This is a genomic window from Rhodococcus sp. WB9 (assembly GCF_007558985.1).
Classification (GTDB): Bacteria; Actinomycetota; Actinomycetes; order Mycobacteriales; family Mycobacteriaceae; genus Rhodococcus_F; species Rhodococcus_F opacus.
In genome coordinates this window covers 890,518-915,651 of sequence record NZ_CP041769.1, presented here as the reverse complement: position 1 = coordinate 915,651, position 25,134 = coordinate 890,518, and the positions used below count along the sequence as shown (strand labels likewise).

General features: G+C 66.7%; 31 protein-coding genes and 1 riboswitch. Of the genes, 10 read left to right on the top strand and 21 right to left on the bottom strand.

Annotation, left to right across the window (positions count from 1 at the left end; genetic code table 11):
- The first annotated feature begins 28 nt into the window (after positions 1 to 28).
- From FND50_RS04415 to FND50_RS04405, 3 genes are all read left to right on the top strand, one after another.
- Positions 29 to 343 (top strand): antibiotic biosynthesis monooxygenase, encoded by a 315-nt coding sequence (locus FND50_RS04415; RefSeq protein ID WP_005244929.1) that lies wholly within the window; start codon positions 29 to 31, stop codon positions 341 to 343.
- Positions 344 to 394: 51 nt separating this feature from the next.
- A riboswitch (cobalamin riboswitch) is annotated at positions 395 to 528 on the top strand.
- A gap of 22 nt (positions 529 to 550) precedes the next feature.
- A complete protein-coding gene (locus tag FND50_RS04410; protein ID WP_005244930.1) occupies positions 551 to 745 on the top strand; it encodes a CbtB domain-containing protein in 195 nt (64 codons plus the stop codon).
- Complete coding sequence (locus tag FND50_RS04405) at positions 736 to 1,530, top strand: CbtA family protein (protein WP_144284873.1); 795 nt, start codon at positions 736 to 738, stop codon at positions 1,528 to 1,530. The genes FND50_RS04410 and FND50_RS04405 overlap by 10 nt, the downstream gene beginning before the upstream one ends.
- A gap of 16 nt (positions 1,531 to 1,546) precedes the next feature.
- Here FND50_RS04405 and FND50_RS04400 read toward each other — a convergent pair whose 3' ends face one another.
- Positions 1,547 to 2,488 (bottom strand): DUF5996 family protein, encoded by a 942-nt coding sequence (locus tag FND50_RS04400; protein WP_144284872.1) that lies wholly within the window; start codon positions 2,486 to 2,488, stop codon positions 1,547 to 1,549.
- A gap of 142 nt (positions 2,489 to 2,630) precedes the next feature.
- Between FND50_RS04400 and FND50_RS04395 the strand changes: the two genes are divergently transcribed.
- Positions 2,631 to 3,086 carry a hypothetical protein gene (locus FND50_RS04395; protein WP_144284871.1) on the top strand — a complete coding sequence of 152 codons (456 nt, stop codon included), beginning with the start codon at positions 2,631 to 2,633 and terminating at the stop codon, positions 3,084 to 3,086.
- Here FND50_RS04395 and FND50_RS04390 read toward each other — a convergent pair.
- Positions 3,083 to 3,748, bottom strand: a complete 666-nt coding sequence (locus FND50_RS04390) for a DsbA family protein (protein WP_144284870.1) — start codon at positions 3,746 to 3,748, stop codon at positions 3,083 to 3,085. The genes FND50_RS04395 and FND50_RS04390 overlap by 4 nt on opposite strands.
- A 236-nt stretch (positions 3,749 to 3,984) precedes the next feature.
- On the opposite strand from FND50_RS04390, the gene FND50_RS04385 reads away from it, so the two are divergent.
- The 5 genes from FND50_RS04385 to FND50_RS04365 are packed head-to-tail and all read left to right on the top strand — an operon-like array spanning position 3,985 to position 5,960.
- Complete coding sequence (locus FND50_RS04385; RefSeq protein WP_144284869.1) at positions 3,985 to 4,179, top strand: CbtB domain-containing protein; 195 nt, start codon at positions 3,985 to 3,987, stop codon at positions 4,177 to 4,179.
- 23 nt (positions 4,180 to 4,202) lie between these two features.
- The gene (locus FND50_RS04380; protein ID WP_005262168.1) at positions 4,203 to 4,646 is read left to right on the top strand and encodes an SH3-like domain-containing protein; all 444 of its coding nucleotides are present in this window, start codon (positions 4,203 to 4,205) and stop codon (positions 4,644 to 4,646) included.
- Positions 4,643 to 4,942 carry an SH3-like domain-containing protein gene (locus tag FND50_RS04375; RefSeq protein WP_005262167.1) on the top strand — a complete coding sequence of 100 codons (300 nt, stop codon included), beginning with the start codon at positions 4,643 to 4,645 and terminating at the stop codon, positions 4,940 to 4,942. The genes FND50_RS04380 and FND50_RS04375 overlap by 4 nt, the downstream gene beginning before the upstream one ends.
- Positions 4,939 to 5,628, top strand: a complete 690-nt coding sequence (gene scnC / locus FND50_RS04370) for a thiocyanate hydrolase subunit gamma (protein WP_144284868.1) — start codon at positions 4,939 to 4,941, stop codon at positions 5,626 to 5,628. Before FND50_RS04375 ends, scnC begins: the two co-directional genes overlap by 4 nt.
- The gene (locus FND50_RS04365) at positions 5,625 to 5,960 is read left to right on the top strand and encodes an SH3-like domain-containing protein (RefSeq protein ID WP_005262166.1); all 336 of its coding nucleotides are present in this window, start codon (positions 5,625 to 5,627) and stop codon (positions 5,958 to 5,960) included. The genes scnC and FND50_RS04365 overlap by 4 nt, the downstream gene beginning before the upstream one ends.
- 10 nt (positions 5,961 to 5,970) lie before the next feature.
- On the opposite strand, the gene FND50_RS04360 is transcribed toward FND50_RS04365, so the two are convergent.
- Positions 5,971 to 6,408 (bottom strand): OsmC family protein, encoded by a 438-nt coding sequence (locus FND50_RS04360; RefSeq protein WP_005244949.1) that lies wholly within the window; start codon positions 6,406 to 6,408, stop codon positions 5,971 to 5,973.
- Positions 6,409 to 6,447: 39 nt separating this feature from the next.
- Positions 6,448 to 7,398, bottom strand: a complete 951-nt coding sequence (locus tag FND50_RS04355; RefSeq protein WP_144284867.1) for a YafY family protein — start codon at positions 7,396 to 7,398, stop codon at positions 6,448 to 6,450.
- A 61-nt stretch (positions 7,399 to 7,459) separates the two neighbouring features.
- On the opposite strand from FND50_RS04355, the gene FND50_RS04350 reads away from it, so the two are divergent.
- Positions 7,460 to 8,041, top strand: a complete 582-nt coding sequence (locus tag FND50_RS04350; protein ID WP_144284866.1) for a TIGR03086 family metal-binding protein — start codon at positions 7,460 to 7,462, stop codon at positions 8,039 to 8,041.
- A gap of 69 nt (positions 8,042 to 8,110) precedes the next feature.
- Here the strand turns inward: FND50_RS04350 and FND50_RS04345 are convergent, their stop codons facing one another.
- The 17 genes from FND50_RS04345 to ftsH form a co-directional block, all read right to left on the bottom strand.
- Positions 8,111 to 10,648, bottom strand: coding sequence for an ATP-dependent Clp protease ATP-binding subunit (locus FND50_RS04345; protein ID WP_005244954.1), 2,538 nt, complete (start codon positions 10,646 to 10,648; stop codon positions 8,111 to 8,113).
- 605 nt (positions 10,649 to 11,253) lie between these two features.
- Positions 11,254 to 12,189, bottom strand: coding sequence for a triacylglycerol lipase (locus tag FND50_RS04340; protein WP_144284865.1), 936 nt, complete (start codon positions 12,187 to 12,189; stop codon positions 11,254 to 11,256).
- Between the two features lie 99 nt (positions 12,190 to 12,288).
- Complete coding sequence (locus tag FND50_RS04335; RefSeq protein WP_005262159.1) at positions 12,289 to 12,639, bottom strand: Lsr2 family protein; 351 nt, start codon at positions 12,637 to 12,639, stop codon at positions 12,289 to 12,291.
- 138 nt (positions 12,640 to 12,777) lie between these two features.
- Positions 12,778 to 14,289 carry a lysine--tRNA ligase gene (lysS, locus tag FND50_RS04330; RefSeq protein ID WP_005262157.1) on the bottom strand — a complete coding sequence of 504 codons (1,512 nt, stop codon included), beginning with the start codon at positions 14,287 to 14,289 and terminating at the stop codon, positions 12,778 to 12,780.
- A gap of 117 nt (positions 14,290 to 14,406) precedes the next feature.
- Positions 14,407 to 14,829: a rhodanese-like domain-containing protein gene (locus FND50_RS04325; RefSeq protein ID WP_144284864.1), complete on the bottom strand. Its 423-nt coding sequence runs from the start codon at positions 14,827 to 14,829 to the stop codon at positions 14,407 to 14,409.
- The gene (locus FND50_RS04320) at positions 14,826 to 15,359 is read right to left on the bottom strand and encodes a cysteine dioxygenase (RefSeq protein WP_144284863.1); all 534 of its coding nucleotides are present in this window, start codon (positions 15,357 to 15,359) and stop codon (positions 14,826 to 14,828) included. The genes FND50_RS04325 and FND50_RS04320 overlap by 4 nt, the downstream gene beginning before the upstream one ends.
- Positions 15,360 to 15,481: 122 nt before the next feature.
- Positions 15,482 to 16,297 (bottom strand): type III pantothenate kinase, encoded by an 816-nt coding sequence (locus tag FND50_RS04315; protein ID WP_005244962.1) that lies wholly within the window; start codon positions 16,295 to 16,297, stop codon positions 15,482 to 15,484.
- 3 nt (positions 16,298 to 16,300) lie between these two features.
- On the bottom strand, positions 16,301 to 16,747 hold the full coding sequence (gene panD / locus FND50_RS04310; RefSeq protein ID WP_005262154.1) for an aspartate 1-decarboxylase: 447 nt from the start codon (positions 16,745 to 16,747) through the stop codon (positions 16,301 to 16,303).
- A gap of 18 nt (positions 16,748 to 16,765) precedes the next feature.
- Positions 16,766 to 17,701, bottom strand: a complete 936-nt coding sequence (gene panC, locus FND50_RS04305) for a pantoate--beta-alanine ligase (RefSeq protein WP_144284862.1) — start codon at positions 17,699 to 17,701, stop codon at positions 16,766 to 16,768.
- Between the two features lie 5 nt (positions 17,702 to 17,706).
- Positions 17,707 to 18,633 carry a Rossmann-like and DUF2520 domain-containing protein gene (locus FND50_RS04300; RefSeq protein WP_037242324.1) on the bottom strand — a complete coding sequence of 309 codons (927 nt, stop codon included), beginning with the start codon at positions 18,631 to 18,633 and terminating at the stop codon, positions 17,707 to 17,709.
- Positions 18,634 to 18,780: 147 nt separating this feature from the next.
- Entirely contained in the window at positions 18,781 to 19,743 is a 963-nt protein-coding gene (locus FND50_RS04295) for a DUF6779 domain-containing protein (RefSeq protein ID WP_186301232.1), read from the bottom strand.
- A gap of 70 nt (positions 19,744 to 19,813) precedes the next feature.
- On the bottom strand, positions 19,814 to 20,281 hold the full coding sequence (locus FND50_RS04290) for a DUF3180 domain-containing protein (protein ID WP_182624050.1): 468 nt from the start codon (positions 20,279 to 20,281) through the stop codon (positions 19,814 to 19,816).
- Between the two features lie 20 nt (positions 20,282 to 20,301).
- Positions 20,302 to 20,814 (bottom strand): 2-amino-4-hydroxy-6-hydroxymethyldihydropteridine diphosphokinase, encoded by a 513-nt coding sequence (gene folK / locus FND50_RS04285; protein ID WP_144284860.1) that lies wholly within the window; start codon positions 20,812 to 20,814, stop codon positions 20,302 to 20,304.
- The gene (gene folB, locus FND50_RS04280) at positions 20,811 to 21,173 is read right to left on the bottom strand and encodes a dihydroneopterin aldolase (RefSeq protein WP_144284859.1); all 363 of its coding nucleotides are present in this window, start codon (positions 21,171 to 21,173) and stop codon (positions 20,811 to 20,813) included. Before folB ends, folK begins: the two co-directional genes overlap by 4 nt.
- Entirely contained in the window at positions 21,166 to 22,023 is an 858-nt protein-coding gene (gene folP / locus FND50_RS04275) for a dihydropteroate synthase (protein WP_144284858.1), read from the bottom strand. Before folP ends, folB begins: the two co-directional genes overlap by 8 nt.
- Positions 22,020 to 22,637, bottom strand: coding sequence for a GTP cyclohydrolase I FolE (folE, locus tag FND50_RS04270; protein ID WP_025431746.1), 618 nt, complete (start codon positions 22,635 to 22,637; stop codon positions 22,020 to 22,022). Before folE ends, folP begins: the two co-directional genes overlap by 4 nt.
- A 60-nt stretch (positions 22,638 to 22,697) precedes the next feature.
- Positions 22,698 to 24,971 (bottom strand): ATP-dependent zinc metalloprotease FtsH, encoded by a 2,274-nt coding sequence (gene ftsH, locus FND50_RS04265; RefSeq protein WP_005262141.1) that lies wholly within the window; start codon positions 24,969 to 24,971, stop codon positions 22,698 to 22,700.
- Positions 24,972 to 25,134 lie beyond the last annotated feature (163 nt).

The following is a 25,134-nucleotide window of genomic DNA, read 5'->3' as shown; positions in this document are numbered from 1 at the left end:
CCGACGCTAGCGGAGTAATCTCGCCCGCATGGCAGTGGTGAAGATCAACGCAATCGAAATCCCCGAGGGCGCGGGCCCCGAACTCGAGAAGCGCTTCGCAGCGCGCGCGCACGCCGTGGAGAACTCCCCCGGCTTCCTCGGATTCCAGCTTCTGCGCCCCGTCAAGGGCGAGAACCGCTACTTCGTCGTCACCCAGTGGGAGAGCGAAGAGGCATTCGCGGCGTGGCGCGACGGTCCGGCCCGGGAGGCACACGCGGGTGAACAGAAGAAGCCGGTGGCGTCCGGAGCTTCGCTGCTCGAGTTCGAGGTCGTTCTCGACGTCGCGGCGGCGAACAAGAACTGAGAGCCAGGGCCGAGCGGGAGGATTGACACGACGGCCCGCCGGGTGCAAAAGTTCGCAGGACAAAGCGATGGTTCGGCAGGAATCCGGTGCAATCCCGGAGCGGTCGCGCCACTGTAAATCGGAGTAGTCCTTCACCGGAACCACCTCGACAGCCAGATACTGCGGCCATCGCCTGGACCTAGGGGACGCGAAATCCCAGGAGGAACTATGGCACTCGCCTACGCACCCGGCTCGTCGGTCGACACGACCCGACTCGCCGTCATCTCTTTCGCGATCGTTCTGTTCGCGATGCTCGCTCTCTACCTCGTTGGTTTCGACCAGGGCGCGATTTCGCGCAGTGGCATGTACATGCACGAACTGATGCACGACGGGCGCCACCTCCTGGGTCTGCCATGCCACTGACCGATTCCTTCACGAAACTCCTCATCCGCGGCCTGCTGGCCGGCCTGATCGCAGGCATCCTGGCCGGTGGCGTCGCGTTCGTCCTCGGTGAGTCGCACATCGATGCGGCCATCGCGATCGAAGAGTCGAACAGCGCTGCCGAAGCCGAAGTCCACTCGCACGATGCCACGCAGGCAGCGGAGCCGGCCGGGCACTCGCACGACGAAGAAGACGCACTGGTCAGCCGGGACGGACAGCGCTTCGGACTGTTCCTGGCCACCTCCCTCGCGGGCCTGGCTCTGGGAGCGATCTTCGCCGTCGTCGCGAATTACGCGCGTCGGCTGACGACGCTGTCGGGGCCGTTGCTCGGGTTGACACTGGCCACGTTGGGCTGGTTGGCAATCGAGGCGGTGCCGTTCTTCAAGTACCCCGCCAACCCGCCCGCTGTCGGAGACCCCGAAACGATCACCCAGCGCACCGGGCTGTGGCTTGCCGCAGTCGTGCTGGGCTTGCTCGCGGTGGTGGCCTCCGTCTTCGCGGCGAAGGCCGTCGCAGCGCAGGAGTTCCTGTCGGTGCGGATCGCGGCGCCGGTTCTCGCGTTCCTCGTGGTGGTGACCATCGGATACCTCGTTCTGCCCACCGTCAACGAAGTGGGCGACGACTTCCCCGCAGTGCTGCTGTGGCAGTTCCGCCTGTCGTCCCTCGCGACGCAGGCCACGTTGTGGCTGGTTCTCGGACTGGCATTCGCGTTCCTCACGGAGCGTGCCACCCGGGCCACGACGCCCGCGTCGGCGAACGTCGCCTGACCCACCTGTCAGGGCGTCAGCGGGATTCGTCCCATCGGGCCGGGTCCGCCTCCAGGGCGGCCCGGTCCCAGCCACCCCGCTCGGCCGCCGCGTCGTACGTGCTGTGCAGGAACTTCAAGAGTGCGGCATCGGGATCGTCTGCGGTTCGGACGGTCTCGTACGGCAGCAGGAACTGTCCGTTCTCCTTGCTGTAGAAGGCTCCGTCGGGCCCGACCGGGTAGTCGGCGAAACCATCCGGTTCCGGGTAGGCGTACGCGTAGAACGCGCCTTCGACGCCACCGCCGGGCCAGAAACCGCAGCTGCTCAGCTCGTGCGAGTAGCCCTCGACCATCACCCAGTCTCCGCAGTTCGGTGCTCCCCCAGGATGAGTCGGTGCGGTTCGCCCGGAGAACCGGGTGCAGGCCAGGTCGAGCGCACCCCAGAAGAAGTGCACCGGACTGACCTTCCCGATGAAATGGGAACGGAACTCGTGCAGGACGCGGTCCGCCTGCACGAGCTGCCGCCAGAACTGATGCACCGACTCACTGTCGTACGAACAGTGCTGGTTGTCCTCCGCGAACGGGACGGCGGGGTCCACCTCGTTGGGCCGGGCCAGAATCGTCGTCGCCACGCCCAGTTCGGCCAGCGTGGCCATCGTCTCCGCATAGAAATCGGACACCGACTTCGGTTCGAGGGCAACCGTCCCGGTGCCGCCCGTACTCGTGCGGATCACCAGTCGATGGTCGGCGAAGTCGAATTCGATGTCGAAGCAGTCGGTGCCGTACGGGACTGTCGACGTCGTGAGACCGCGGGGGCTCACGTACAGCGGGACCTGCCACCAGTGGTTGATCAACGGTGCGTGGGCCAAGCGGATCTTCCCGACTATCTGCGTCCACATGTGCAGGGTGTCCCGCGTCGACGTCCAGTCGTCCACCTTCAACGCCGGCCATGCATCTCCGGGTCGTGTCTGCTCGCGCACAGTGCCTCCCTGCCGACGACGTGCTTTTCAATGTGCCCCTCGTCCGGGGTGATGGCAAGCACGTCGCATCGATACCCGGGTAGGGGTGAACTCCACTCCGTGGGGTGATGTGCCGCGACGTCGCCGATACCAGCATGGGGACATGACCACTCGTACTGCACCCTCGGTCCCGCAGGCGATCGAGCGCGCGTACTGGCTGCTCGGACTCGCCCTGTTCGCCGGCGTGGTCGAGGCCATCGCGCACACATCGACGGCATTGGAGGGCCCGGACGCCGACGTCGGCAGCCTCGCCGGACAACTCGCGGTCCGCGTCGCCGTCTACGGCGCGGTGCTGTTCGTCATGACCCGTTTCCGCAGTGGCGGGGCGTGGGCGCGGAACACTCTCGCGATCGGTCTCGGCGTCTTCGGCGTCGCTTCGCTCGTGATGGAGCCGCTCGCCTGGCTGTCCGCCGGCAACGACCCGATGTCCGCCGTCGCGGGTCTGACGCTCGACGCCGCGGTGATCGCGACCGCCCGACTCACCCATCTCGTGGCGGTGATCGCGGCGGTGGCACTCATGTTCCGGCCCGACGCCAACCGGTACTTCACGCGCCGCTAGTTCACCGGCGCCGCGCCCGCCTGCGTCAGAAGCTGCAGGAACACGTCCTTCGGCTGCGCGCCGGACACGGCGACGCGGCGGTTGGCGACGAAGAACGGCACCGCCGACACCTGCAGTCGACGGGCGGTCTCGAGGTCGGCGCGGACCGCGTCCGCACCGGCATCGGATTCGAGTTCGGCGCGGACGGTGTCGGCGTCGAGCCCGGACCGCGACGCGATCTCGACGAGCACCTCGCGATCGTCGATCACGGCTCCCGCACCGAAGTGGGCGCGGAACAGTTCCTCTACCACGGCATCTCGCTCGTCGCCCGCCAGGTGGATCAACCGGTGGGCGTCGAAGGTGTTGGCGGCGATCACGGTGTCGAAGTCGAGACTCAGCCCCTCGCCGGCCGCCGTGCGCGCAACGTGTCCGAACATCTGACGGACCTGCTCGGCAGGCATGCCCTTGCTCTCCACCAGGGCGTCGAGTTCGCTGCGCCGCTCCCCCACCGGCGTCTCCGGCGACAGCTGATACGACCGCCACACCACGTTCACCCGGTCGCGCCCCTCGAACTCCGCGAGGGCCGACAGGAAACGGTGCTTGCCGATGTAGCACCAGGGGCAGGCGACGTCGGACCAGATCTCGATCTCGATGTCGCCGTCGGTGTTCTGCTGTGTCGTCACAGTTCAGTGGAACGAATCGCCGGTGCATTCTGTTCCGCCGGGTTCGACACGGTGTTTGTCTTGGTTCGCCGCGCTGCATTTCCGCACGCCGGATTCGACCGAACGGTACGGTGATGGAATCGACACGGCGAGAGTAACGTCGTATCGATCGTGCCGCTGAGCAAGGGGCGCTCGTCGCGATGCCCGGACAATCGACGGCCGACAGTTGCGGAACCCGAACTCCTCCAGGAGTAGCCATGGTTTACGTCTCTTCACCGAGCAAGTCCGTCGAGTCACTCGGAATCGTGCTGATCGTCGTCGGAGTCGTCCTGCTCGCCCTGCTCACCCTCTACCTGGTCGGATTCGACCAGGGTGCGATCTCCCGAAGTGGCATGTACCTGCACGAATTGATGCACGACGGCCGCCATCTCCTGGGAGTTCCCTGTCACTAGTTCCACCACCACCGGAGCACGCGATGAACTCTCCAGCAGATTTCGAAGCACAGGCGAACAGGGTCGCGGAGTACGGCCCGATCCATCACGCAGAGATGGATTCGCCGTATTACCTGTCCAATTCCGCGTTCGACGCGTTACGACACGTTCTCCACGACGTCGGCGGCCAGGCCGCCCTTCCCGTCAAGTACGAGGAGAAGGTCGAAGAGGACTGGGAGATGAGTACGTACGTGACGTGCGAATGCCTCGGATGGCGCGGTGTGTGGAACTCCGAGGAGCGCCGCCGCGCCGAGAACGACCTGGGCGCAACGCTGTACTTCGGGTTGCCGTACTACGCGCGGTGGATCACGGTGGCCGCCAAGACGCTCATCAACAAGGGCCTGATCACGCCCGACGAACTCTCCGCCAAGATCGACGAGGTCCGGGCCCGGTCGGGTGGCGGGAACGCGACCGGAGGCCAGTCATGACGAAGTTCGAGATCGGCGACCGGGTCACCGTCAAGGACGCGACCTCGATGTTCCACACCCGAACCCAGGCATTCATCCGCGGGCGCACCGGAGTCGTCGTCGAGCACCGCCCGGAGTGGGTGATTCCCGAGGACGAGGCGTGGGGTCGCGTGGAAGATGGCCGGACCGAGCCGTTCTACGTCGTCCGCTTCCGGCAGACCGACCTCTGGCCCCGCTACACCGGATTCGAGATCGACACGTTGGAAACCGAGTGCTCCGAGCGGTGGCTCGAGCCGGCAGGAGAGGCGGACACATGACGCATTCGCACGACGATCACGCCCCGATCCAGGCCTCGGAGGAGGTCAGCGAGTTCGAGATCCTGGAGACCGCCATTCGGGAACTGTCCATCGAACACGGACTGTTCTCCCGGGAGGATCACCGCCGCTTCTCCGAATGGGCCGAATCGGTAGGGCCCTCGGGTGGTTCGAAATTGGTCGCGAAAGCGTGGGTCGACCCGGAATTCAAGAAGCGGCTGCTGGCCGACGGCACCGAAACCTGCAAAGAAGTGGGGATCGACTGGCGCGACCCGACCGGATCGGGCACGCCGAGCGACTACACGTACTTCTACGTGCTGGAGAACACCCCGAAGGTCCACAACGTCATCGTCTGCACGTTGTGTTCGTGCTATCCGCGGCCCGTTCTCGGTATGTCTCCGGACTGGTACCGCACCCCCAACTATCGCCGCCGGTTGGTGCGCTGGCCCCGCGAGGTAATCGCGGAGTTCGGCTTGCACTTCCCGTCGGATGTCGAAGTGCGCGTGCATGATTCGAACCAAAAATCACGGTTCATGGTGATGCCGATGCGCCCCGAGGGCACCGAGGGATGGAGCGAGGAACAACTGGCGTCGATCGTCACCCGCGACACCATGATCGGTGTTGCCCTCCCACAGGTCGATTGGACCGCGACCACACCACCCTCGGACAACGGAGGAACCGCGCGATGATGACGGACAAGGCATACGACGTCATCCTGAACACGCTGACGCCGGAGACGACCCGCGACGACGTGACGCTGCCGGACCTCGACCGCAAGCCCGACCCGTGGGAATCGAGCATGCAGGCCACCGCGGAATGCCTGTCCTGGCGTGGCGCCTGGGACAATCTCGACAGGCGCCACACCGAGGACCAGCTGGGCGAAACCGTGTACCGCGACTTCCCCGTCCGCTCCCGGTCCGTCGTCGCCACCGCTCACGCGTTGATGGACAAGGGCGTCATCAGCCCGGACGAACTCCAGGCGAAGATGGAGGAAGTGCGGGCACGGTTCAACCGTCAGTAGCCCGCCGCACTCAGGACTCGAGTGCCGCGTCCAGCGTGATCTCGACTCCGGTGAGCGCCTTGCTCACGGGGCACGACTCCTTGGCGGCCTGAGCTGCCTTCGCGAAGCCGTCGGCGTCGAGACCGTCCACCTCGCCGCGGACCGTCAGCTTGATGCCGGTGAGCTTGAAACCCGGGTTGTCCGGTCCGAGTGAGACATCCGCCTTCACCTCGAGGCTCTGCGGGGTGCCGCCTGCCTCTGCGATGAGTGCGGACAGCTGCATCGCGTAGCAGGAGGAATGCGCCGCGGCGATCAGCTCCTCCGGGCTGGTGGTTCCACCCGCCTCTTCGGCCGCCCGCTTGGGGAACGAGACGTCGAACGTCGCGACACCGGAACTGGTGAGTTCCACCTGGCCGCTTCCCTGTTCGAGCGATCCGTTCCAAGCGGTCCGTGCGGTACGTGTCGGCATGCCACATCCTCTCGTGGTTCTTCGGTTTACGTGTCGAACCTACTCGTACCGGGCGGCCATCCGCAGCGCGCGGGAACGCAGGGCGGCCCGCAGAGCGTCCGGTGCCAGCACTTCCGCGTCCTCACCGAACGCCCACAGAACCCCGCGTGCGTGGGAGTCGTCGCCGAACACCACTTCCAGGCGCACCCGGTCGCCGTCGACCGACTGCTCGGATCGGACGGCATAGGCACGCTCCACCAGGTCGTCGCGACGCTCACGGTGCACGAGAACATCGGCGACCACCGGTGTCCCGCGCGCCCGGAACGCCGAACGGCGACGCTCCCAGATCGCGGCGAGGTCGATGTCGGCCGATCTCTGCGCCGGCTCGTCGAGTTCGCGGACGTCCTCGATCCGCTCGAGCCGGTACGTCCGGTCGCGGCCGGCGTCCGTCGCCACCAGATACCACCGTCCCGCCGCATGGATGAGGCCCTGCGGGTCGATGACGCGCCACACCGCATCGTTGCCCCGCGACGGGTAGAGGATGCTCAGCCGCCTGCCCACGAAAACCGCCTGCTGGATCAGCCCGAGGTGATCGTCGACCGGTTCCGGATCGGTCAGCCACGTTCCCTGGGTGACGAACACCCGCTCCGCCACCTTCGTCGCCGCGGCCCGGTGCGCGTCCGGCAGCGCCGCCACCACCTTGCGCATCGCCGACGCGAACGCCGGCGCCATGCCCAGTGATTCCGACGTCACCGCCGAGCCGGCCGCCAGCAGGGCCTTGGCCTCGTCGACAGTCAGGCCTGTGAGGTCGGTGGTGAATCCCGGCAGCAACTCGAAGCCGCCGTCACGGCCGCGTTCGGCGTACACCGGTATCCCCGCCGTCGACAATGCGTCGATGTCCCGCAGCACGGTGCGCGGGGACACCTCGAGTTCGCGGGCCAGCGCCGACGCCGACATTCGCCCGCGGTTGCGGAGCAGGAGGACGAGCGAGAGCAGGCGGTCGGCGCGCATGGGAAGAGTCTGTCAGAAATACATGACAGGAGATGTCATGATTTTCGGCGATAGTTGCCTCATGACGAACACGACAGATCCCCGGCCCCTGTACCTCGAAGCCCTCACCTGGACGACCGGCCTCATCGAGAAAGTCCGCGAGGACCAGCTGACGGCATCCACTCCGTGCGCCGACTTCGACGTCCGCACCCTGCTCGGCCACCTGGTCGCCACCGTGGAGCGTGCGCGCGTGATCGGTGAGGGCGGTGACCCGAGCACCGTTCCGCTCGTCGTCACCGACTTCCCCGGCGACGGCTACGCGGACGCCTACCGGTCCGCCACGGACCGCATGTGGTCCGTCTGGACCGACGACAGCCGGCTCGACGCGACGGTGACGGCGCCGTGGGGCACGGTCCCCGGCCGTGCCGCCATCTGGGGCTACATCAACGAGACCCTCGTGCACGGATGGGACCTGGCCGTCGCCACCAGCCAACCCTCCGAAACCCGCCCGGAGCTCGCCGAGGCCATGCTCGCCGTCGCACGGCACGCGATCCCGGCGGAGACGCGCGGCGGGCACGTGCCGTTCGCGGACGTGGTCGAGCCGCACCCCACCGCCGGTCCCACCGAGCGCCTCGCCAACTGGTCGGGACGCAAGAGCATCTGACGCCGCACACACGAACGGGCCGCCGGTGGAAACCACCGGCGGCCCGTTGTCGTTCGACTACTGCCTTGTCTACTCCGAGTCTGCTGCGCCCGACTTGGCCAGGTCGACCGGAACCTCGTCGGGGACCGTGACCGGCTTCGTCTCGCCGCGGAACGTGAACTTCGCATCCTCGCCCGCGCCTTCGCCGTCCCAGTTCTCGACGTCGACGTACACGATCTGACCGGGGCCGACCTCGCCGAAGAGAATCTTCTCCGACAGCTGGTCCTCGATCTCGCGCTGGATGGTGCGACGCAGCGGCCGCGCACCCAGGACCGGATCGAAGCCGCGCTTGGCCAGCAGCGACTTGGCCTTGTCGGTGACCTCCATCGTCATGTCCTTGTTCTTCAAGGCCACCTCGACGCGTGCCACCATCAGGTCCACCATCTGAACGATCTGCTCGGTGGTGAGCTGGTGGAACACGACGATGTCGTCGATGCGGTTGAGGAACTCGGGACGGAAGTGCTTCTTCAGCTCGTCGTGCACCTTGAGCTTCATCCGCTCGTAGTTCGACTCGTCGCCCTTACCGGACGTGAAGCCGAGACCCACAGCCTTGGAGATGTCCGAGGTACCGAGGTTCGAGGTGAAGATGAGCACCGTGTTCTTGAAGTCCACGGTCCGGCCCTGACCGTCGGTGAGACGGCCGTCTTCAAGCACCTGCAGGAGCGTGTTGTAGATCTCCTGGTGTGCCTTCTCGATCTCGTCGAACAGCACCACGCTGAACGGCTTGCGGCGCACCTTCTCGGTGAGCTGGCCGCCCTCTTCGTAGCCGACGTAGCCGGGAGGGGCACCGAACAGCCGCGACGCGGTGAAGCGGTCGTGGAACTCACCCATGTCGATCTGGATGAGAGCGTCGTCCTCACCGAACAGGAAGTTGGCGAGCGACTTGGCCAGCTCGGTCTTACCGACACCGGACGGGCCGGCGAAGATGAACGAACCGGACGGACGCTTCGGGTCCTTCAGGCCGGCACGGGTACGACGGATGGCCTTGGCGACAGCCTTGACCGCGTCTTCCTGACCGATGATCCGCTTGTGCAGCTCCTCCTCCATGCGGAGCAGACGCGTGGTCTCCTCCTCGGTGAGCTTGAACACGGGGATACCGGTCCAGTTACCCAGGACCTCGGCGATCTGCTCGTCGTCGACCTCGGCGATGACGTCCAGGTCACCGGAACGCCACTGCTTCTCCCGCTCCGCACGCTGAGCGACGAGGGTCTTCTCCTTGTCGCGCAGGTTCGCGGCCTTCTCGAAGTCCTGCGCGTCGATCGCGGACTCCTTCTCGCGGCGGGCGTCGGCGATCTTGTCGTCGAACTCGCGGAGGTCCGGCGGTGCGGTCATCCGGCGGATGCGCATCCGGGCTCCGGCCTCGTCGATGAGGTCGATGGCCTTGTCCGGCAGGAAGCGGTCGTTGATGTAGCGATCGGCCAGGGTGGCCGCGGCGACGAGTGCACCGTCCGTGATGGACACGCGGTGGTGCGCCTCGTAACGGTCGCGAAGACCCTTGAGGATCTCGATGGTGTGTTCCACCGTCGGCTCGCCGACCTGCACCGGCTGGAAGCGGCGCTCGAGTGCGGCATCCTTCTCGATGTACTTGCGGTACTCGTCGAGGGTGGTGGCACCAATGGTCTGCAGCTCACCGCGGGCGAGCTTCGGCTTGAGGATCGAGGCCGCGTCGATGGCGCCCTCGGCCGCGCCTGCACCCACGAGGGTGTGCAGCTCGTCGATGAACAGGATGATGTCGCCGCGGGTGTTGATCTCCTTGAGGACCTTCTTCAGGCGCTCTTCGAAGTCACCGCGGTAACGGCTGCCGGCCACGAGCGACCCGAGGTCGAGCGTGTACAGCTGCTTGTCCTTGAGCGTCTCGGGGACCTCGCCGTTGACGATGGCCTGAGCGAGACCCTCGACGACGGCGGTCTTACCGACACCGGGCTCGCCGATCAGCACCGGGTTGTTCTTGGTACGGCGCGACAGCACCTGCATGACGCGCTCGATTTCCTTCGAGCGGCCGATGACGGGATCGAGCTTGCCTTCGAGGGCGGCCTGGGTGAGGTTGCGACCGAACTGGTCGAGCACCAGCGACGTGGACGGGGTGCCCGCCTCGCCGCGAGTGCCGCCGGCCTCGGCCGGCTCCTTGCCCTGGTAGCCGGAGAGCAGCTGGATCACCTGCTGACGCACCCGGTTGAGGTCGGCACCGAGCTTGACCAGCACCTGCGCTGCGACGCCTTCACCCTCGCGGATGAGGCCGAGCAGGATGTGCTCCGTACCGATGTAGTTGTGTCCGAGCTGCAGTGCCTCGCGCAGGCTGAGCTCCAGGACTTTTTTGGCACGCGGGGTGAAGGGGATGTGGCCGGACGGGGCCTGCTGGCCCTGGCCGATGATCTCCTCGACCTGGCTGCGCACTCCTTCGAGGGAGATGCCCAACGACTCCAGCGACTTGGCAGCGACACCTTCGCCCTCGTGAATGAGGCCGAGCAGGATGTGCTCCGTACCGATGTAGTTGTGGTTGAGCATCCTGGCTTCTTCTTGAGCCAGGACAACAACGCGCCGTGCGCGATCGGTGAACCTCTCGAACATCGCTCTCCCTCACACTTTCCGACGTGCAGTCACGAGACCGGGTGTCTCGTCCCTGTTCGCCGCGTTTCGCTCCGGCACTACAAGCAGATCGCCAGCGCCTGCTCCGAGGGCCGAAGCCCCGAACCGACGAAGGTTCCACGACCCCAGCTATTACTCTAGTTGGCTGCCGATCGACCTGCTGCCCCTCCACCCCTTTAGATGGACGAGCAGGCCTGCTTACCCGTATTTAACGCCCCAGCTCCGGCAATCGTTTCCCCTTCGCTGTACGCCTGGAGCGAACAGGCTCCGCGATGCCGATGTGGACCACCATTTCGTAGCCGCCGGGACTGGCTCGAATGGACACTTCTTTCCAGTTGTTCACCATCCAGACGTACCTGGACGGGACCCTGCGGGTACGTCGTGACCGTGGTGTCGCAGAAATGCGACAACCTCTTGCCCGCGAAGTTCGCGACCCGTTCCCCGAAGGAAGCGAGACCTGCGTGTCCGGACAGGGTATGTCGATGAGCTGTGAGTTCGCCACCCATACCTTTCCGCCGGCGTCGGCCGCGATACCCAGCGGGTTGCTCAGGACCTCCCCCGGTAACCGGCTAGGAGGCGAGAAAGGGCTACCCCGCGACGGGGGCGACGAAACGGCACGGCACGTCGCGCGGGTGGGCGGGATCGAGCGCGTTGAGCACGAATCCGGCGGCCCGTGCCGAACCGGCGACGGCGACGTGGTCGGAGTAGTCCTGCTCGCAATCGTCCTGGACGACGATGTTCGTGGTGTTCGGACCCGGCTCGATGCCGCTCGTGTACGGGACGACCAGTTCGTCGTAGCGGGTGGCGATATTCGTGTACTCGATGCCGGAAACGTAGACCCCGTCCGCCCGCATGCGGTCGATGAACGCGGACCCCTGGAACATCTCGGGGCAGGCCCCACAGACGGGGAAACCTGCCGCCACCTCGTCGTCGATGCCGAGCGCCCGCATGGACCGCCCGACGCTGATCTGATCGCTGCCGTACGTTCCGCGCCACGGCGGTGACAGTGACACGATCTTCGAGACTTTGTCTGCGCCGCCGAAGAACTTCACGTAGTTGTTCGCCTGCAGAGTGCCCTGGGAATGTCCGACGAGATCGACTTTCGAGGCCCCCGTGCTCGACAGCACCTGATCGACGAACGTGGCGATCTGAGCGGTGCCGGTGTCGATGGGAGTCATCCCGCCGATCGCATCGAGCGGCCACGGCAGTTCGGGGAAGTTGCCGTAGGTGAGGGAATACACGCAGTAGCCTTCGTTGGCGAGAAGCGGCGCGTACACCGCCCAGTTGGTCTGGCGTGCGCCTCCCGTCCCGTGGACGAGGACCACCGGTTCGGGATGCGCGTCACTCGGCACGCAGGACCAGTCGTTCGAACCCGGGGCCGAACCGCCCGGATTTCCCAATTCGAGGGGCACTCCGGCGAGGAAGGAATCCGGCACCGGATAGGTCGGCGCTGCGGACGCCACCCCGGACCACATCACGAACGCCAGGAACAGAATCCCTGAAACGGTCACGCAGCGCCGCACAGCTACCCCCCGAACTCCCGATTAACGGATCAGTGCGGGACGCTAACAGTCCAGGTCACGTCGCGTAGCGAATCAGCGAATTCGGTCCCCAGCTAACTTTCAGTTCGCCTTGTTGTAGGCGTCGATAATTTCCGCGGAGATACGCCCGCGCGCAGAAACCTTTTTGTTGTTCTTGCGCGCCCATTCCCGGATAGCGGCGCTCTGTTCCCGATCGACCGAAACTCGGGACTTGGTGGCGGCTGGAGCCGCCACGGTCTTGCCGCGCTTGCGCGAGCTCACCTTGCGCGCGTGGGAAACCCACACGTCGAGCTGCTCGCGCAATTTCGCCGCATTCTCCGAGGAAAGGTCGATCTCGTACTGAACACCGTCGAGTCCGAACTCGACCGTCTCGTCGGCAGACGCCTCTTGATCGACATCGTCGATCAGGGTGACAGTGACCTTCTTAGCCATGGGATGAAATTCCTCTCGAATGAAGCGACGTCTCATCGTCAACGTGAGCTACGACCCGGAGGTAACCATACCCCTGTTCTTCCGATTCGGAATACGAGGAATGGATCGAATTTATCCGCGCGAATTCACCCTGGTGAATCAGCGAGTGGAAGGACGAACAATGGGAAAGAGGATTGTTTCGCGGATTCCCAATCCCGTCAAAGCCATGAGCAGACGGTCGATTCCCATTCCGGTACCGGTAGTCGGCGGCATTCCCTGCTCCATTGCGGCGAGGAATTCTTCGTCGAGGGCCATCGCCTCGTCGTCGCCGGCCGACGCGAGACGCGCCTGATCGACGAACCGCTCACGCTGGATGACCGGATCGACCAATTCCGAATAGCCCGTGGCCAACTCGAACCCGCGGATGTAGAGGTCCCACTTCTCGGTCACCCCGGCCTTGCTGCGGTGGTCACGAGTCAGCGGCGACGTCTCGACCGGGAAATCACGGACGAACGTCGGCTCGAACAACTGGTCGCCGCACTGGTGCTCCCACAGTTCCTCGACGAGCTTTCCGTGCCCGTACCCCTTGTCCTTGGGGACCTCCAGGCCTACCTTCTCGGCGAGCGCCAGTAATTCCTCGACGGTGCTATACGGAGTGACCTCGACACCGATCGCCTGCGACAGCGACGGGTACATCTCGAGGGTCTTCCATTCACCACTGAAGTCGTATTCGGTGCCGTCGGCGAGAGTGACGACCTGCGAACCGAAAGCGGCCTGCGCCACTTCCTGGACGAGTTCGCGGATCATGACGGCGGAATCGTCGTACGTGCCGTACGCCTCGTACGTCTCGAGCATCGCGAATTCCGGCGAGTGCGTCGAGTCGACACCCTCGTTGCGGAAATTCCGGTTGATCTCGAAGACCTTCTCGATACCGCCGACGACGCACCGCTTCAGGAACAGTTCGGGCGCGATACGGAGGTAGAGATCGATATCGAGGGCATTGGAACGCGTGATGAAGGGACGGGCCGCCGCGCCACCCGCCACCGTCTGCAGCATCGGCGTCTCGACCTCGAGGAACCCGCGACGCTCGAGCGCGTTCCGGAGCTCACGGACGACAGCCACCCGCTTACGCGCATTCTCCCGCGCCTCGGAGCGCACGATCAGATCGGCGTAGCGCTGCCGGACCCGCGACTCCTCGTTCATCTCCTTGTGCGCAACCGGCAGCGGCCGGAGCGACTTGGACGCGATCTGCCACGAATCGGCCATGACGCTCAGCTCACCGCGACGCGAACTGATCACCTCACCGTGCACGAACACGAAGTCACCGAGGTCGACATCGGCCTTCCACGAGGCCAGAGCGTCCTCCCCGACCGCGGCGAGACTGATCATCGCCTGCAGCTGGGTGCCGTCGCCTTCCTGCAGCGTCGCGAAGCACAACTTGCCCGTGTTGCGCACGAAGATCACCCGGCCGACGACGCCGACCTGGTCACCGGTGGCCGTGTCCGGCTCGAGTTCCGGGTACTTGGCCCGGATCTCCGCCAGCGAGTGGGTGCGCGCCACCGACACCGGGTACGCCTCGCGTCCCTCCGCGAGGATGCGCTCACGCTTCTCCTGGCGGATCCGAAGCTGCTCGGGGGTGTCGTCGACTGGCTGGGCTGCTACTTCACTCACGGGTCACCAGCCTAATCGACAGCCGATCGTGCCCCTATTTCGAGGTCAGCGTCAACCGACGGCTCGCCGTCAGTGTCAACCGACGGCTCGCCGTCAGTGTCAACCGACGGCTCGCCGTCAGTGAGCCGAGACGGTGGCCAGCTCCCGCACACAGTGCTGCGTGGCGATGAGCGAGCCCAGCAGTCCCGCCGCCTTGATCGCCTTGTACCCGCCGACGAGATCGGTCGCCTTGTGCATACCCAGCTGCTGCAGCGCCGCCGCGGCGAGACTCGACGTGTAGCCCTCGGAGCAGACGATGATCCACTCGACGTCGTGGTCCACTGCCAGCGCCAGGTGCGCCGAGCTGGTGGGATCGCAACGCCACTCGAGAACGTTGCGTTCGATCGCGAGCGCACCGGGCAGCGTTCCCTCGATCGCTCGCTGCGCCTGCGGGCGGATGTCCACCACGATCGCGCCGCGCGCCACGGCCTCGGGCAGCTCGAATGCGTACATGCGGTCGATCTGGGTGCGGGCCTCTTCGAGCATCTGGTCGATGTTCACTTCGAACCACCCTCGGGGAGATCGGTGAGCTCGGTCCGGGTACGGCGCAGCGTGCCGTGGTCGGTGACCTCGTAATAGGACATGGCCGATAGCGGCGGCGAGTAGGCGTGCACGCTCAGCGTCGGCGTCACCACCTCCGCCCCCGGTGCGTCCGGCGCCCGCACGACGTCGTGGACCCAGCCGAGCGGGAACGAGGCCTGATCGCCTGCCTCGAGAGTGCGGTGACGCAGACGGTCACCCGCCCAACGGAACTCGGACAACGCGCCGCTGAGAACGGTGAGCGCGCCGAAAGAGCCTGCGTGGTCGTGCAATTCGGTGTTCAGGTCGGGAACCCAGCTGATCAGCCAGACGTCGACGACGTCGTCCGAGTACAGCCGGGTCGACCAGCGCTCGTGGGTGGGCCAGCTCTGCGGGAGCAGGACGTCGTGGCGGCCGTCGAGGACCTCGGAAGCACCCTGGTCGGTGATGCGCAGCAGGTCAGCCGGGCGAAGACGGGTGGGTACAGATGCAGAAGAATACGTAGCGAGCACGAGAGAGACTCCCAGAAGTGTGAATTGGTCAAGGCAGCGTTCAGCCTCGACAACACTCCTGAGCACTCGTGCAGAGATTCACGGGGACCATTCTGACATAACTTCCGCGAAGAGGGAACCCGTCACTCGAGCGGGCTGCGACGCGCCCCTCGGCGAGCCTGATTCCGCTCGTAGACCAGGCGCAGCCCTTCGAGCGTGAGATCCGGTTCGTGCTCGTCGACGGTTTCCGTCTCGGGCATGATCAGCGGCGCGCGGTCACCGGTCGCGATCACCACCACGTCGGAACCGGAGAAGGCGGGCAGTTCCTTGCGCACGCGGCGGACCAGCCCGTCGACGAGCCCGGCGAAACCGAACACCGCACCCGACTGCATGCACTCGACGGTGTTCTTGCCGACGACGGAGCGGGGCCGCACCAGTTCGACCTTGCGCAGAGCCGCCGACTGCGACGCGAGTGCGTCCGAGGAGATCTCGAGGCCCGGCGCGATGGCGCCGCCGAGGAACTCGCCCTTGGCGGACACGACGTCGACGCACGTGGACGTCCCGAAGTCGACCACGATGCACGGTGCGTCGTAGAGGTGATGCGCCGCAAGACTGTTCACGATCCGGTCGGCGCCCACCTCCTTGGGGTTGTCGACGAGCAGCGGAACACCGGTTCGCACCCCGGGTTCCACCAGCACGTGCGGGACGTGCCCCCAGTACCGCGTCAGCATCACGCGGATCTCCCGCAGCACCGACGGCACCGTCGACAGCGCGGATACACCGGTGATCTGATCGGTGTGCGCGCCGAGGAGCCCCCGGAAGATGAGGGCCAGCTCGTCGGCCGTCATCCTCGCGTCGGTGCGCATCCGCCAGTCCTGCACCAACTTCGAGTGTTCACCGGTACCGGTGAACAGTCCGAGAACGATGTTCGTGTTCCGGACGTCGACGGTGAGGAGCATGGGTTACACCAAACTGGATTCGCGCTCGGCGTCGAGCGTCGACAGCATGCGCGGGGTGATGAGACCGGAGCCCTCCGGCGCGTGCGCCGGGTCGGCACCGAGCTCGATCGGCGAGTTGGCGGCGTCGACGAACACGACGCGCGGCTCGTAGTCGCGCACCTCCTGCTCGTTCATGACGCCGTAGGCGATGAGGATGACGAGGTCGCCGGGCTTGACCAGATGCGCTGCCGCACCGTTGATCCCGATGACGCCACTTCCCCGCTCGCCGGCGATCACATAGGTTTCGAGCCGCGCGCCGTTGTCGATGTCGACGATGCACACCTGCTCGCCCTCGAGGAGGTCGGCGGCGTCCATCAGATCCTGGTCGACCGTCACCGAGCCCACGTAGTGCAGGTCGGCGTGTGTGACGGTGGCGCGGTGAATCTTCGACTTCATCATGGTGCGAAACATGTTCCGGTCCTTACTCTTCTAGCGGGAAAGAAGTTCGTCTGTGGCCGCGCCCGACGGTGGTTCGGCGTCGCGTTCGAGGAAACCGGTGCCGACGGCGACACCGACGTTGTCGATCAATCGGGTGGTTCCGAGCTTGGCGGCGACGAGCAGCCGGCCGTCGCCTCGTTCGGGGGCGGGGCCGAGATCGACGCCCCGCACTTCGAGGTAGTCGACCTCCACCTCCGGGACGGAGGCCAGCACCTCGCGCGCGGTGGCCAGGATCGCCTCGGCGCCACCGGCCGCGGCGTGGGCGCCGGCGATGAGCGCCGCGGACAGTGCCGTCGCCGCGGTGCGCTGCCCCTCGTCGAGGTAGCGGTTGCGCGAGGACAGTGCCAGCCCGTCGTGTTCACGCACCGTGGGCACGCCGAAGATTCGGACGTCGAAGTTCAGGTCGGTCACCATCTGCCGGATCAGTGTCAGCTGCTGGTAGTCCTTCTCGCCGAAATACGCGACGTTCGGCGCCGCGATCTGCAGCAGCTTGGCGACGACGGTGAGCATGCCCGCGAAGTGCGTCGGCCGGGACGCGCCCTCCAGCTCGGCACCCAGCGGTCCGGGATGGATCGTGGTCCGTGGTCCTGCCGGGTACATGGTGGCTGCGGTGGGCACGAACGCCAGCTCGACTCCGGCCTCGCGCAGCAGTTCGAGATCGGCGTCGAGGGTGCGCGGGTAGGCGTCGAGGTCTTCGCCGGCGCCGAACTGCAACGGGTTGACGAAGATCGAGACGATCACCACCGCGCCGGTGAGCTTGGCCTGCCGCACCAGTTCCAGGTGACCCGTGTGGAGGGCTCCCATCGTCGGCACGAGCGCGACCTGGCGGCCGACACCGCGGAGCGCCTTCGAGACCCGGGTCAGCACGTTCGGGTCGTGGTGCACGGTCAGTTCGCCGCGCTTGTATCCGCCCTGCAGATCGCTCACGGAACTCACCTCCGGTCTTCCAGGATTTCCAGCAGTTCAGGTGTCGCGCCGGCGCGTTGCGCCGACCTCAGAGACAGGGCACGGTAGCCGGCCGCGATCCGCGGATCGACCTCTTCGAGTACCCGCAGATGCGTGGCCACCGCTTCCGAATCGCCCCGCGCGACCGGCCCGGTCAGTGCCGACGGCCCACGCCGCAGGGCGTTGTCGAGCGCCGCGGAGAGCAGCGGCTGGAGGACTCGTTCGGCCAGGCCGTTCGGATCGTCGCCGATCAACTCCTGGCCGAGCAGTTCCTGGCCTTCGAGGGCGACGCGCAGCGCGGCCACGGCGTCGACGACGAGCGTCACCAGGTGGTTGCTGCCGTGCGCGAGGGCGGCGTGGTACAGCGGTCGCATGTCCTCGCGAACCCGGACGGGCTCGCCGCCGATCTCGAGGACCAGCGACTGTGCGATCGCGTAACCGATGTCGTCGGCGGCGGTGATGCCGAAACAGGCGGACGCGAGACGGACGGTGTCCTCGTCGTGCCCGGTGAACGTCATTGCGGGGTGAATCGCGAGCGGAACGACGCCCTGCTCGGTGAGGGGGTCGAGGATCCCGATGCCGTTCGCGCCGGAGGTGTGCGCAACGATCGCGCGACTCGGCACCGCACGGGTGGAGGCAAGCCCCGCAATCAGTGACGGCAGTTCGGCGTCGGGGACGGCGAGAATGAGCAGTTCGGATCGGGCCGCGACCTCGGCCACCGGCAGAATCTCGGTCTCGGGGAGCCGGGTCCGTGCCCGGTGACGTGAAGCGTCGGAGACAGCCGAGCAGGCGACGACGACGTGACCTGCCCGCTCCAACGCGGCACCGATTGCTGTACCGACCCGGCCGGCGGAGACGATTCCTACCGTCAACCTCGCAGGCGCAGGGCCATTAGTGATCCCGAAAGAGGTCACCTTCGTCCTCTCGTTCGTTCCAGTCCCGCTCGGCGGGTACCAGACGTTCCAGGGTGAGGATAGCCCGGCTCGAACGCACCCCGCCATGCGCCGGCAGAGTGATATATGCCTCACACGATGCGGGTTGATCCTCGGGCGCGTCCGGCCTTACTCGGCCCGGCGACGCCGGCCACCGGTGCTCTGGCCGGTCCCGGATGCCGACTGCATGTTGGCCATGATCTCGGCGACGGACAGCCCGTTCGAGTGCGCACCCGACGGTTCGTCGTCCTCGGGCGCCCGACGGCGGCCCTGCCGCGCTTCGGGCTCAGCCTCAGCCTCTGCCTCTGCCTCTGAGTCGGGCTCGCGGACCGATTCGGGCTCGACCGGGGCGACAGGCTCCGGCTCGGGTGTCGGCCGGGTCTCGGCAACCGGCTCGGGCTCCGGTTCCGGTTCCGGTTCGACCTCGATCTCAGGTTCGGTCTGCCCGGCGTAGGCGGGTTCCACGATGGACGTCTCGGCGGTGACCGGATCGTCGTCCGGATTCGCGAAGTGGTGAGACGACTGGGCGGAACCGCTCTGATGCCCGGCCCCGGCGGCATGCCCTGCTCCCGGGATGTACAGGCCCGACGCAGCCGGCTGATAGCTGCTGTACGACCCGCCTGCGAGTTCCTGCACACGCGTCGAATCCGCCCGCAGCGCAATCCGTTCGGTCGGCATCGCGCCGTCGAACAGGGCCTCGAGATTCTTGCGGAGCGACGCGAGTTCGGCACGCAGCGCGGCGAGTTCTTCGGCGTCGGCGCGCACCTCGCTGCGCACCCGCTTCTCGACGGTGAGCTCGTATTCACGCCGTGCCGAGATCTCCCGCTCGAGCTGCAACTCGTAGACGGTCTGCAGGTCGTTGACCTTCGCCTTGTCGAGCGCCGACTCGCGCCGGTACTTCGTCATGGCGATGGCGCCGACCGTGGCAGCCCACAGCGCGGCGACCAGGCCCACCCTCAGGAGTTGGACGCTGTCGCTGAAGATCAGGAAGAGGGACGCGATCACCGCGAGGGCGAGCAACCCCGCAACAATCATCTGGCTCGCGCTGCGCTTGTTGCGGCGCGCAGACTTGAGGCGACCAGGATTCGTCATGGTGCCAGGGTACTTGGCCGCGAAGGGTGCACCGCGCATTCCATCGGACCTGCGGCGATCCTCCATGTCCTCAATGCGCCGGCTCGTCCGAGGGGTCGTCGGGGGTGCGGCAACAGTGTTCCAGCCACAGTGCCGCGCCGACGAGGGCCAGTGCGGCGACAAGGCCCACCCACGCGCCGGGAGTGTCCGAGCCCGCGGCCCGGAGCACCGAACGCTGCGGAAGCAGGTACAGCAGGAAGCCGCCCCACACCCCGGCCGTCGCGGCACCGACGAGCGCGGACGCCTTGGCTAGCGCCGCCACCCGGGCGGCGGTGATCGGGTGCAGCTGACGCGGTCCGTCGCCCACCTGATGGTTGCTGACCCGGGATCGCACCATGAACGCGAGCACGACCTCGATCAGCGCGACCGGATACAGCGACGCCCCGGCGTACACGGGAATCGGCGGAAACGAACCGTAGAACACACGGACCAGAATCCAGGTGGCGGCGACGGCGAGAGCGGCCAGGAACAGCAGATCCCAGATCCGGGTGGGTTTCATCGTGCCCGTCGGTTCCGGCTTCATCGCGACCGCCGGTCCAGAACGAGCTGCGTCCGGTGCACACCGGCCCGTTCGTCGTCGCCCAGCAGTGGCAGCAGCGCGTCCACCCGGGTCGTCGTCCCGTCGACCGGCAGCACGGCGTCGGGTTCGACGTCCAGCCACGGAATCAGCACGAACGCACGCTCGTGCGCTCGTGGGTGCGGCAACGTCAGTTCCGGGTCGTCGCTGCGGACGTCGTCGCACGTGACGACGTCGACGTCGAGCGTGCGCGGGCCCCACCGTTCGATCCGCACCCGGTCGGCGGCAACCTCCAGTTCCTGCCCGCGCCGCAGCCAGCCGTAACCGTCGAGAGCGGGATCGTCGACGACGAGGACCGCGTTGAGGAAGTCCTGCTGCTCGACACCGCCCCACGGCGCCGTCGAATACACCGGAGAGACCGCCACGACCGCGCCACCCAGACCGTCGAGAACGGACTGCAGATGGGCGAGGCTGTCGCCGACGTTCGACCCGATCGACAACACCGCGCGACTCATGGCCGCGCCCTGTGCGCGACCACCGCGACGTCCGCGAAGGTCAGCGGGATCGGCGCGGACGGCTTGTGCAACACCACCTCGGTGCGCCGGACACGAGGGTCGGTCATCACCCCGTCCGCGATCTCCGCGGCGACGGTCTCGATGAGGTCCCGTGAGGGTCCCGCGACGATCGCGGCCGCACGCTCGGCCAGTCCGCCGTAGTCGAGGGTGTCGTCGAGGTCGTCCGATGCGGCGGCGGGGGCAAGGTCCATCCAGACGGTGATATCGACGTAGAAGTCCTGACCGTCCCGCTTCTCGTGTTCGAAGACGCCGTGATTGCCACGAACCTTCAAGCCGCGCAATTCGATTCGATCACTCACGTCCGGCTGCACCCTTTGCCCAGGCCTCGGCGACCGCGATGGCGTCGAGGGAACCCTGCGCGTCGTGCACGCGCACTCCCCACGCTCCGTGGGTGGCGGCGAGCGCCGAGACGACGGCGGTCGCGATCTCCCGGCCGGCGGGCGGGCGCGGTTCCCCGTCCGCATCCGCCAGCAGCGAACCCAGGAACCGCTTGCGGGACGCGCCGATCAGGACGGGGAATCCCAGCGCGTTGAACTCGGGCAGCGCCTTCAGCAGAGCCCAGTTGTGGTCGGCGTTCTTCGCGAAACCGAGACCCGGATCCAGCACCAGGGAACCTGGATCCACCCCGGCCTTCACGGCCAGGTCGACCTGGGTCATCAGTTCGTCCCGGACCTCACGGACCACGTCCTCGTAGTGGTCGGCGGTGCCGCGGTGCACGTAGTCGGCAGCCGAACGCCAGTGCATCAGGATCCACGGCACTCCGGCGTCCGCGACGACCGAGGCCATCGCCGCATCCGCACGGCCACCGGCGACGTCGTTGATGATCGACGCACCCGCCTCGATCGCGACCTCCGCGACCGACGCCCGCATCGTGTCCACGCTGACGCAGATGCCCTCGCCCACCAGGTCCGCGATCACAGGTGCGACGCGATCGGCTTCGACGTCGGGATCGACCCGCGCCGCGCCCGGCCGGGTGGACTCGCCGCCGACGTCGACGATGTCGACGCCGAGACGCTTCAGTTCCAGACCGCGCGCGAGCGCCGCGTCACGATCGAGGAAACGTCCGCCGTCGGAAAAGGAATCGGTGGTGACGTTCAGGACGCCCATCACCACGGTTCGGCCTGGCGCGGGCAACTCGATCACGGTCACTTCCGCAGAATAAGGTCCAGAGCCTCGGAACGTGAGGCCGCGCTGGACTGGAGCAGACCACGCACCGCGGAGGTGGTGGTACTCGCACCAGGCTTGCGGATCCCCCGCATCGCCATGCACAGGTGCTCGGCCTCGATGACCACGATCGCACCGCGCGGGTCGAGCTTGCGCATGACAGCGTCGGCGATCTGGCTGGTCAGACGCTCCTGCACCTGCGGACGCTTGGCGTACAGGTCGACCACGCGCGCCAGCTTCGACAGGCCGGTCACCTTGCCCGTCTTACCGGGGATGTACCCGACGTGAGCGACCCCGTGGAACGACACGAGATGGTGCTCACACGTGGAGTACAGCGGAATGTCGCGAACGAGCACCAGCTCCTGGTGCCCCTCGTCGAACGTCGTGTTCAGCACGGTGTCCGGGTCGGTGTAGAGGCCCGCGAAGACCTCGCGGTACGACCGCGCCACGCGGGCGGGCGTATCCCGGAGTCCGGGACGGTCCGGGTTTTCACCGATCGCGATCAGCAGTTCGCGCACCGCAGCTTCGGCACGCGGCTGATCGAACACCCGGCCTGTCTCGAGTGCCACGGGCTCACTACCGAGATGATTCACCGACAACCGAAACTCCTCCAGTACCGGGACCGATCGTCCCGAAGCAACAGCCTAGTGTCGGGCGGATCAGTTCGATCCGTCCGGTCCTTTCCAGGCCCTCGTCTGCGCGTCGTCGTCGCCGGTGCCACGCTGCTCGTGCGGCGGGTTCCACTGGTTCCCCGGACCCTGGTTACCGGGGTACTGGCCCTCGGGGTTGTTCTGGTTCCCCGGGTCGCGAGGCGGCCAGCCCGGAGCCGACCAGCCCGCGGGGGCGCCGTAGTCCGGACGCGGCTGCGTCATCCCACCCTGCGGCCGGGCCGGTGCCGGTTGCGAGTAACCGTTGGCGGGTGCCGGCTGCGGGTACTGCTGCTGCGGCGGAGCCTGCTGCGACTGCTGCTGGGCGAACACCGGCTCGGGCTGCTGGGGCCACGGCTCGCCGCGCTCGACCGCGAGTTCCCGCGGCGTCTTGACCGGCGGCTTGTCGGACGGGGTCCGGTGGCCGAAGTCGTTGAACGCGGTGATGCGCGGGCGCTTCTCGACGCTGTGGAAGATCTTCTCGAGATCCTTGCGGGTGAGCGTCTCGCGTTCGAGCAGCTCGGTGGCCAGGATGTCCAGCACGTCGCGGTATTCGTTGAGGATCGCCCACGCCTCGGTGTGCGCGGCCTCGATGAGGTTGCGGACCTCTTCGTCGATCTCGCGTGCGACCTCATGGGAGTAGTCGGACTGCTGACCCATCGACCGGCCCAGGAACGGGTCTCCGCCCTCCTGGCCGTACCGCACCGCACCCAGCTTGGCGCTCATGCCGTACTCGGTGACCATCGACCGCGCGATCTTCGTCGCCATGTCGATGTCAGAGGACGCACCGGTGGTCGGCTCGTGGAACACGAGTTCCTCGGCCGCGCGGCCACCCATCGCCATGACGAGGCGAGCGATCATCTCGGACCGCGTCATCAGGCCCTTGTCGTCCTCGGGCACCGTCATCGCGTGACCGCCGGTGCGGCCGCGGGCGAGGATGGTGACCTTGTAGACGGGTTCGATGTCGGGCATCGCCCACGCGGCGAGCGTGTGTCCACCCTCGTGGTACGCGGTGATCTTCTTCTCGTGCTCGCTGATGATGCGGCTCTTGCGGCGGGGACCGCCGACCACACGGTCGACGGACTCCTCGAGTGCGGCCTCCGTGATGACGGTGCCGTTCTCGCGGGCGGTGAGCAGCGCGGCCTCGTTGATGACGTTGGCCAGATCGGCACCCGACATTCCGACCGTGCGCTTGGCCAGGCCTTCGAGGTCGGCGTGCTGGTCGATCGGCTTGCCCTGCGAGTGAACCTTCAGGATGGCGCGACGCCCGGCGAGGTCGGGGGCGCCGACCGGGATCTGCCGGTCGAAGCGGCCCGGACGCAGCAACGCCGGGTCCAGGATATCGGGGCGGTTGGTGGCGGCGATGAGGATGACGCCGGTGCGGTCACCGAAACCGTCCATCTCGACCAGCAACTGGTTGAGGGTCTGCTCGCGCTCGTCGTGTCCGCCACCGAGGCCCGCGCCACGCTGGCGTCCGACGGCGTCGATCTCGTCGACGAAGATGATGCAGGGGCTGTTCTGCTTGGCCTGGTCGAACATGTCGCGCACACGGGACGCACCCACACCGACGAACATCTCGACGAAGTCCGAACCGGAGATCGTGAAGAACGGGACACCGGCCTCGCCTGCCACCGCTCGGGCGAGGAGGGTCTTACCGGTTCCGGGCGGCCCGTACAGCAGCACACCGCGCGGGATCTTCGCTCCCAGCGACTGGTAGCGCATCGGGTTCTGCAGGAAGTCCTTGATCTCGTACAGCTCTTCGACGGCCTCGTCCGCACCCGCGACGTCGGCGAACGTTGTCTTCGGCATGTCCTTGTTGAGCTGCTTGGCCTTCGACTTGCCGAAGCCCATGACGCCGCCGCGACCACCGCCCTGCATGCGGCTCATCACGAAGAAGAAGATGCCGAGCAGGATCACCATCGGCAGGACGAACAGCAGGATGGACGTGAGCCAGCTCTCCTGCGTGACCGTGGTGTTGTAGCTCTGTAGGCCCTTGTCGGAGATCTCGTTGAAGATCTGCTCGGACGCCGACGCCGGATACTTCGCGAGGATCTCGGTCTTGCCGTCGGTCGCGTCGTTGCCGTCCTTCAGCCACAGGCGAACCTGCTGCTCCCGGTCGTCGATCTGCGCCTTGTCGACGTTGTTCGCGTCGAGCTGCGCGATCGCCACGGAGGTGTCGACACCCTTGAATCCGCGCGTGTCGTTGCCGAAGTAGCTGAAGGCGTAGATCACCAGCAGGATGCCGGCAACTATCGCCAGGTTTCGAAACACAGTCTTACGGTTCATACAGGTCGGCCGAGATGGCCGGTCCTTTCGAGAGTGCGGGTCTTCCGGGTGCGCCTTCCGGCTGCCAACCGGACAAACCAGGTTACCGCGAAGGCACCCCGGCGACTCCAGGTAGCAGCCAACCGCCGTTGGGAGCGGTCTCTTTCTTTCAACGCATGCGATT

What these genes read in the sequence shown, in the direction of transcription:
- FND50_RS04335 (WP_005262159.1), bottom strand. Translation starts at nt 12,639, where the DNA reads ATGGCTAAGAAGGTCACTGTCACCCTGATCGACGATGTCGATCAAGAG.
- FND50_RS04365 (WP_005262166.1), top strand. Translation starts at nt 5,625, where the DNA reads ATGATGACGGACAAGGCATACGACGTCATCCTGAACACGCTGACGCCG.
- FND50_RS04405 (WP_144284873.1), top strand. Translation starts at nt 736, where the DNA reads ATGCCACTGACCGATTCCTTCACGAAACTCCTCATCCGCGGCCTGCTG.
- FND50_RS04355 (WP_144284867.1), bottom strand. Translation starts at nt 7,398, where the DNA reads ATGCGCGCCGACCGCCTGCTCTCGCTCGTCCTCCTGCTCCGCAACCGC.
- panD (WP_005262154.1), bottom strand. Translation starts at nt 16,747, where the DNA reads ATGTTTCGCACCATGATGAAGTCGAAGATTCACCGCGCCACCGTCACA.
- FND50_RS04380 (WP_005262168.1), top strand. Translation starts at nt 4,203, where the DNA reads ATGAACTCTCCAGCAGATTTCGAAGCACAGGCGAACAGGGTCGCGGAG.
- FND50_RS04360 (WP_005244949.1), bottom strand. Translation starts at nt 6,408, where the DNA reads ATGCCGACACGTACCGCACGGACCGCTTGGAACGGATCGCTCGAACAG.
- scnC (WP_144284868.1), top strand. Translation starts at nt 4,939, where the DNA reads ATGACGCATTCGCACGACGATCACGCCCCGATCCAGGCCTCGGAGGAG.
- FND50_RS04315 (WP_005244962.1), bottom strand. Translation starts at nt 16,297, where the DNA reads ATGCTCCTCACCGTCGACGTCCGGAACACGAACATCGTTCTCGGACTG.
- FND50_RS04395 (WP_144284871.1), top strand. Translation starts at nt 2,631, where the DNA reads ATGACCACTCGTACTGCACCCTCGGTCCCGCAGGCGATCGAGCGCGCG.
- ftsH (WP_005262141.1), bottom strand. Translation starts at nt 24,971, where the DNA reads ATGAACCGTAAGACTGTGTTTCGAAACCTGGCGATAGTTGCCGGCATC.
- FND50_RS04350 (WP_144284866.1), top strand. Translation starts at nt 7,460, where the DNA reads ATGACGAACACGACAGATCCCCGGCCCCTGTACCTCGAAGCCCTCACC.
- FND50_RS04290 (WP_182624050.1), bottom strand. Translation starts at nt 20,281, where the DNA reads ATGAAACCCACCCGGATCTGGGATCTGCTGTTCCTGGCCGCTCTCGCC.
- FND50_RS04345 (WP_005244954.1), bottom strand. Translation starts at nt 10,648, where the DNA reads ATGTTCGAGAGGTTCACCGATCGCGCACGGCGCGTTGTTGTCCTGGCT.
- folK (WP_144284860.1), bottom strand. Translation starts at nt 20,814, where the DNA reads ATGAGTCGCGCGGTGTTGTCGATCGGGTCGAACGTCGGCGACAGCCTC.
- FND50_RS04415 (WP_005244929.1), top strand. Translation starts at nt 29, where the DNA reads ATGGCAGTGGTGAAGATCAACGCAATCGAAATCCCCGAGGGCGCGGGC.
- FND50_RS04375 (WP_005262167.1), top strand. Translation starts at nt 4,643, where the DNA reads ATGACGAAGTTCGAGATCGGCGACCGGGTCACCGTCAAGGACGCGACC.
- FND50_RS04295 (WP_186301232.1), bottom strand. Translation starts at nt 19,743, where the DNA reads ATGACGAATCCTGGTCGCCTCAAGTCTGCGCGCCGCAACAAGCGCAGC.
- FND50_RS04385 (WP_144284869.1), top strand. Translation starts at nt 3,985, where the DNA reads ATGGTTTACGTCTCTTCACCGAGCAAGTCCGTCGAGTCACTCGGAATC.
- FND50_RS04410 (WP_005244930.1), top strand. Translation starts at nt 551, where the DNA reads ATGGCACTCGCCTACGCACCCGGCTCGTCGGTCGACACGACCCGACTC.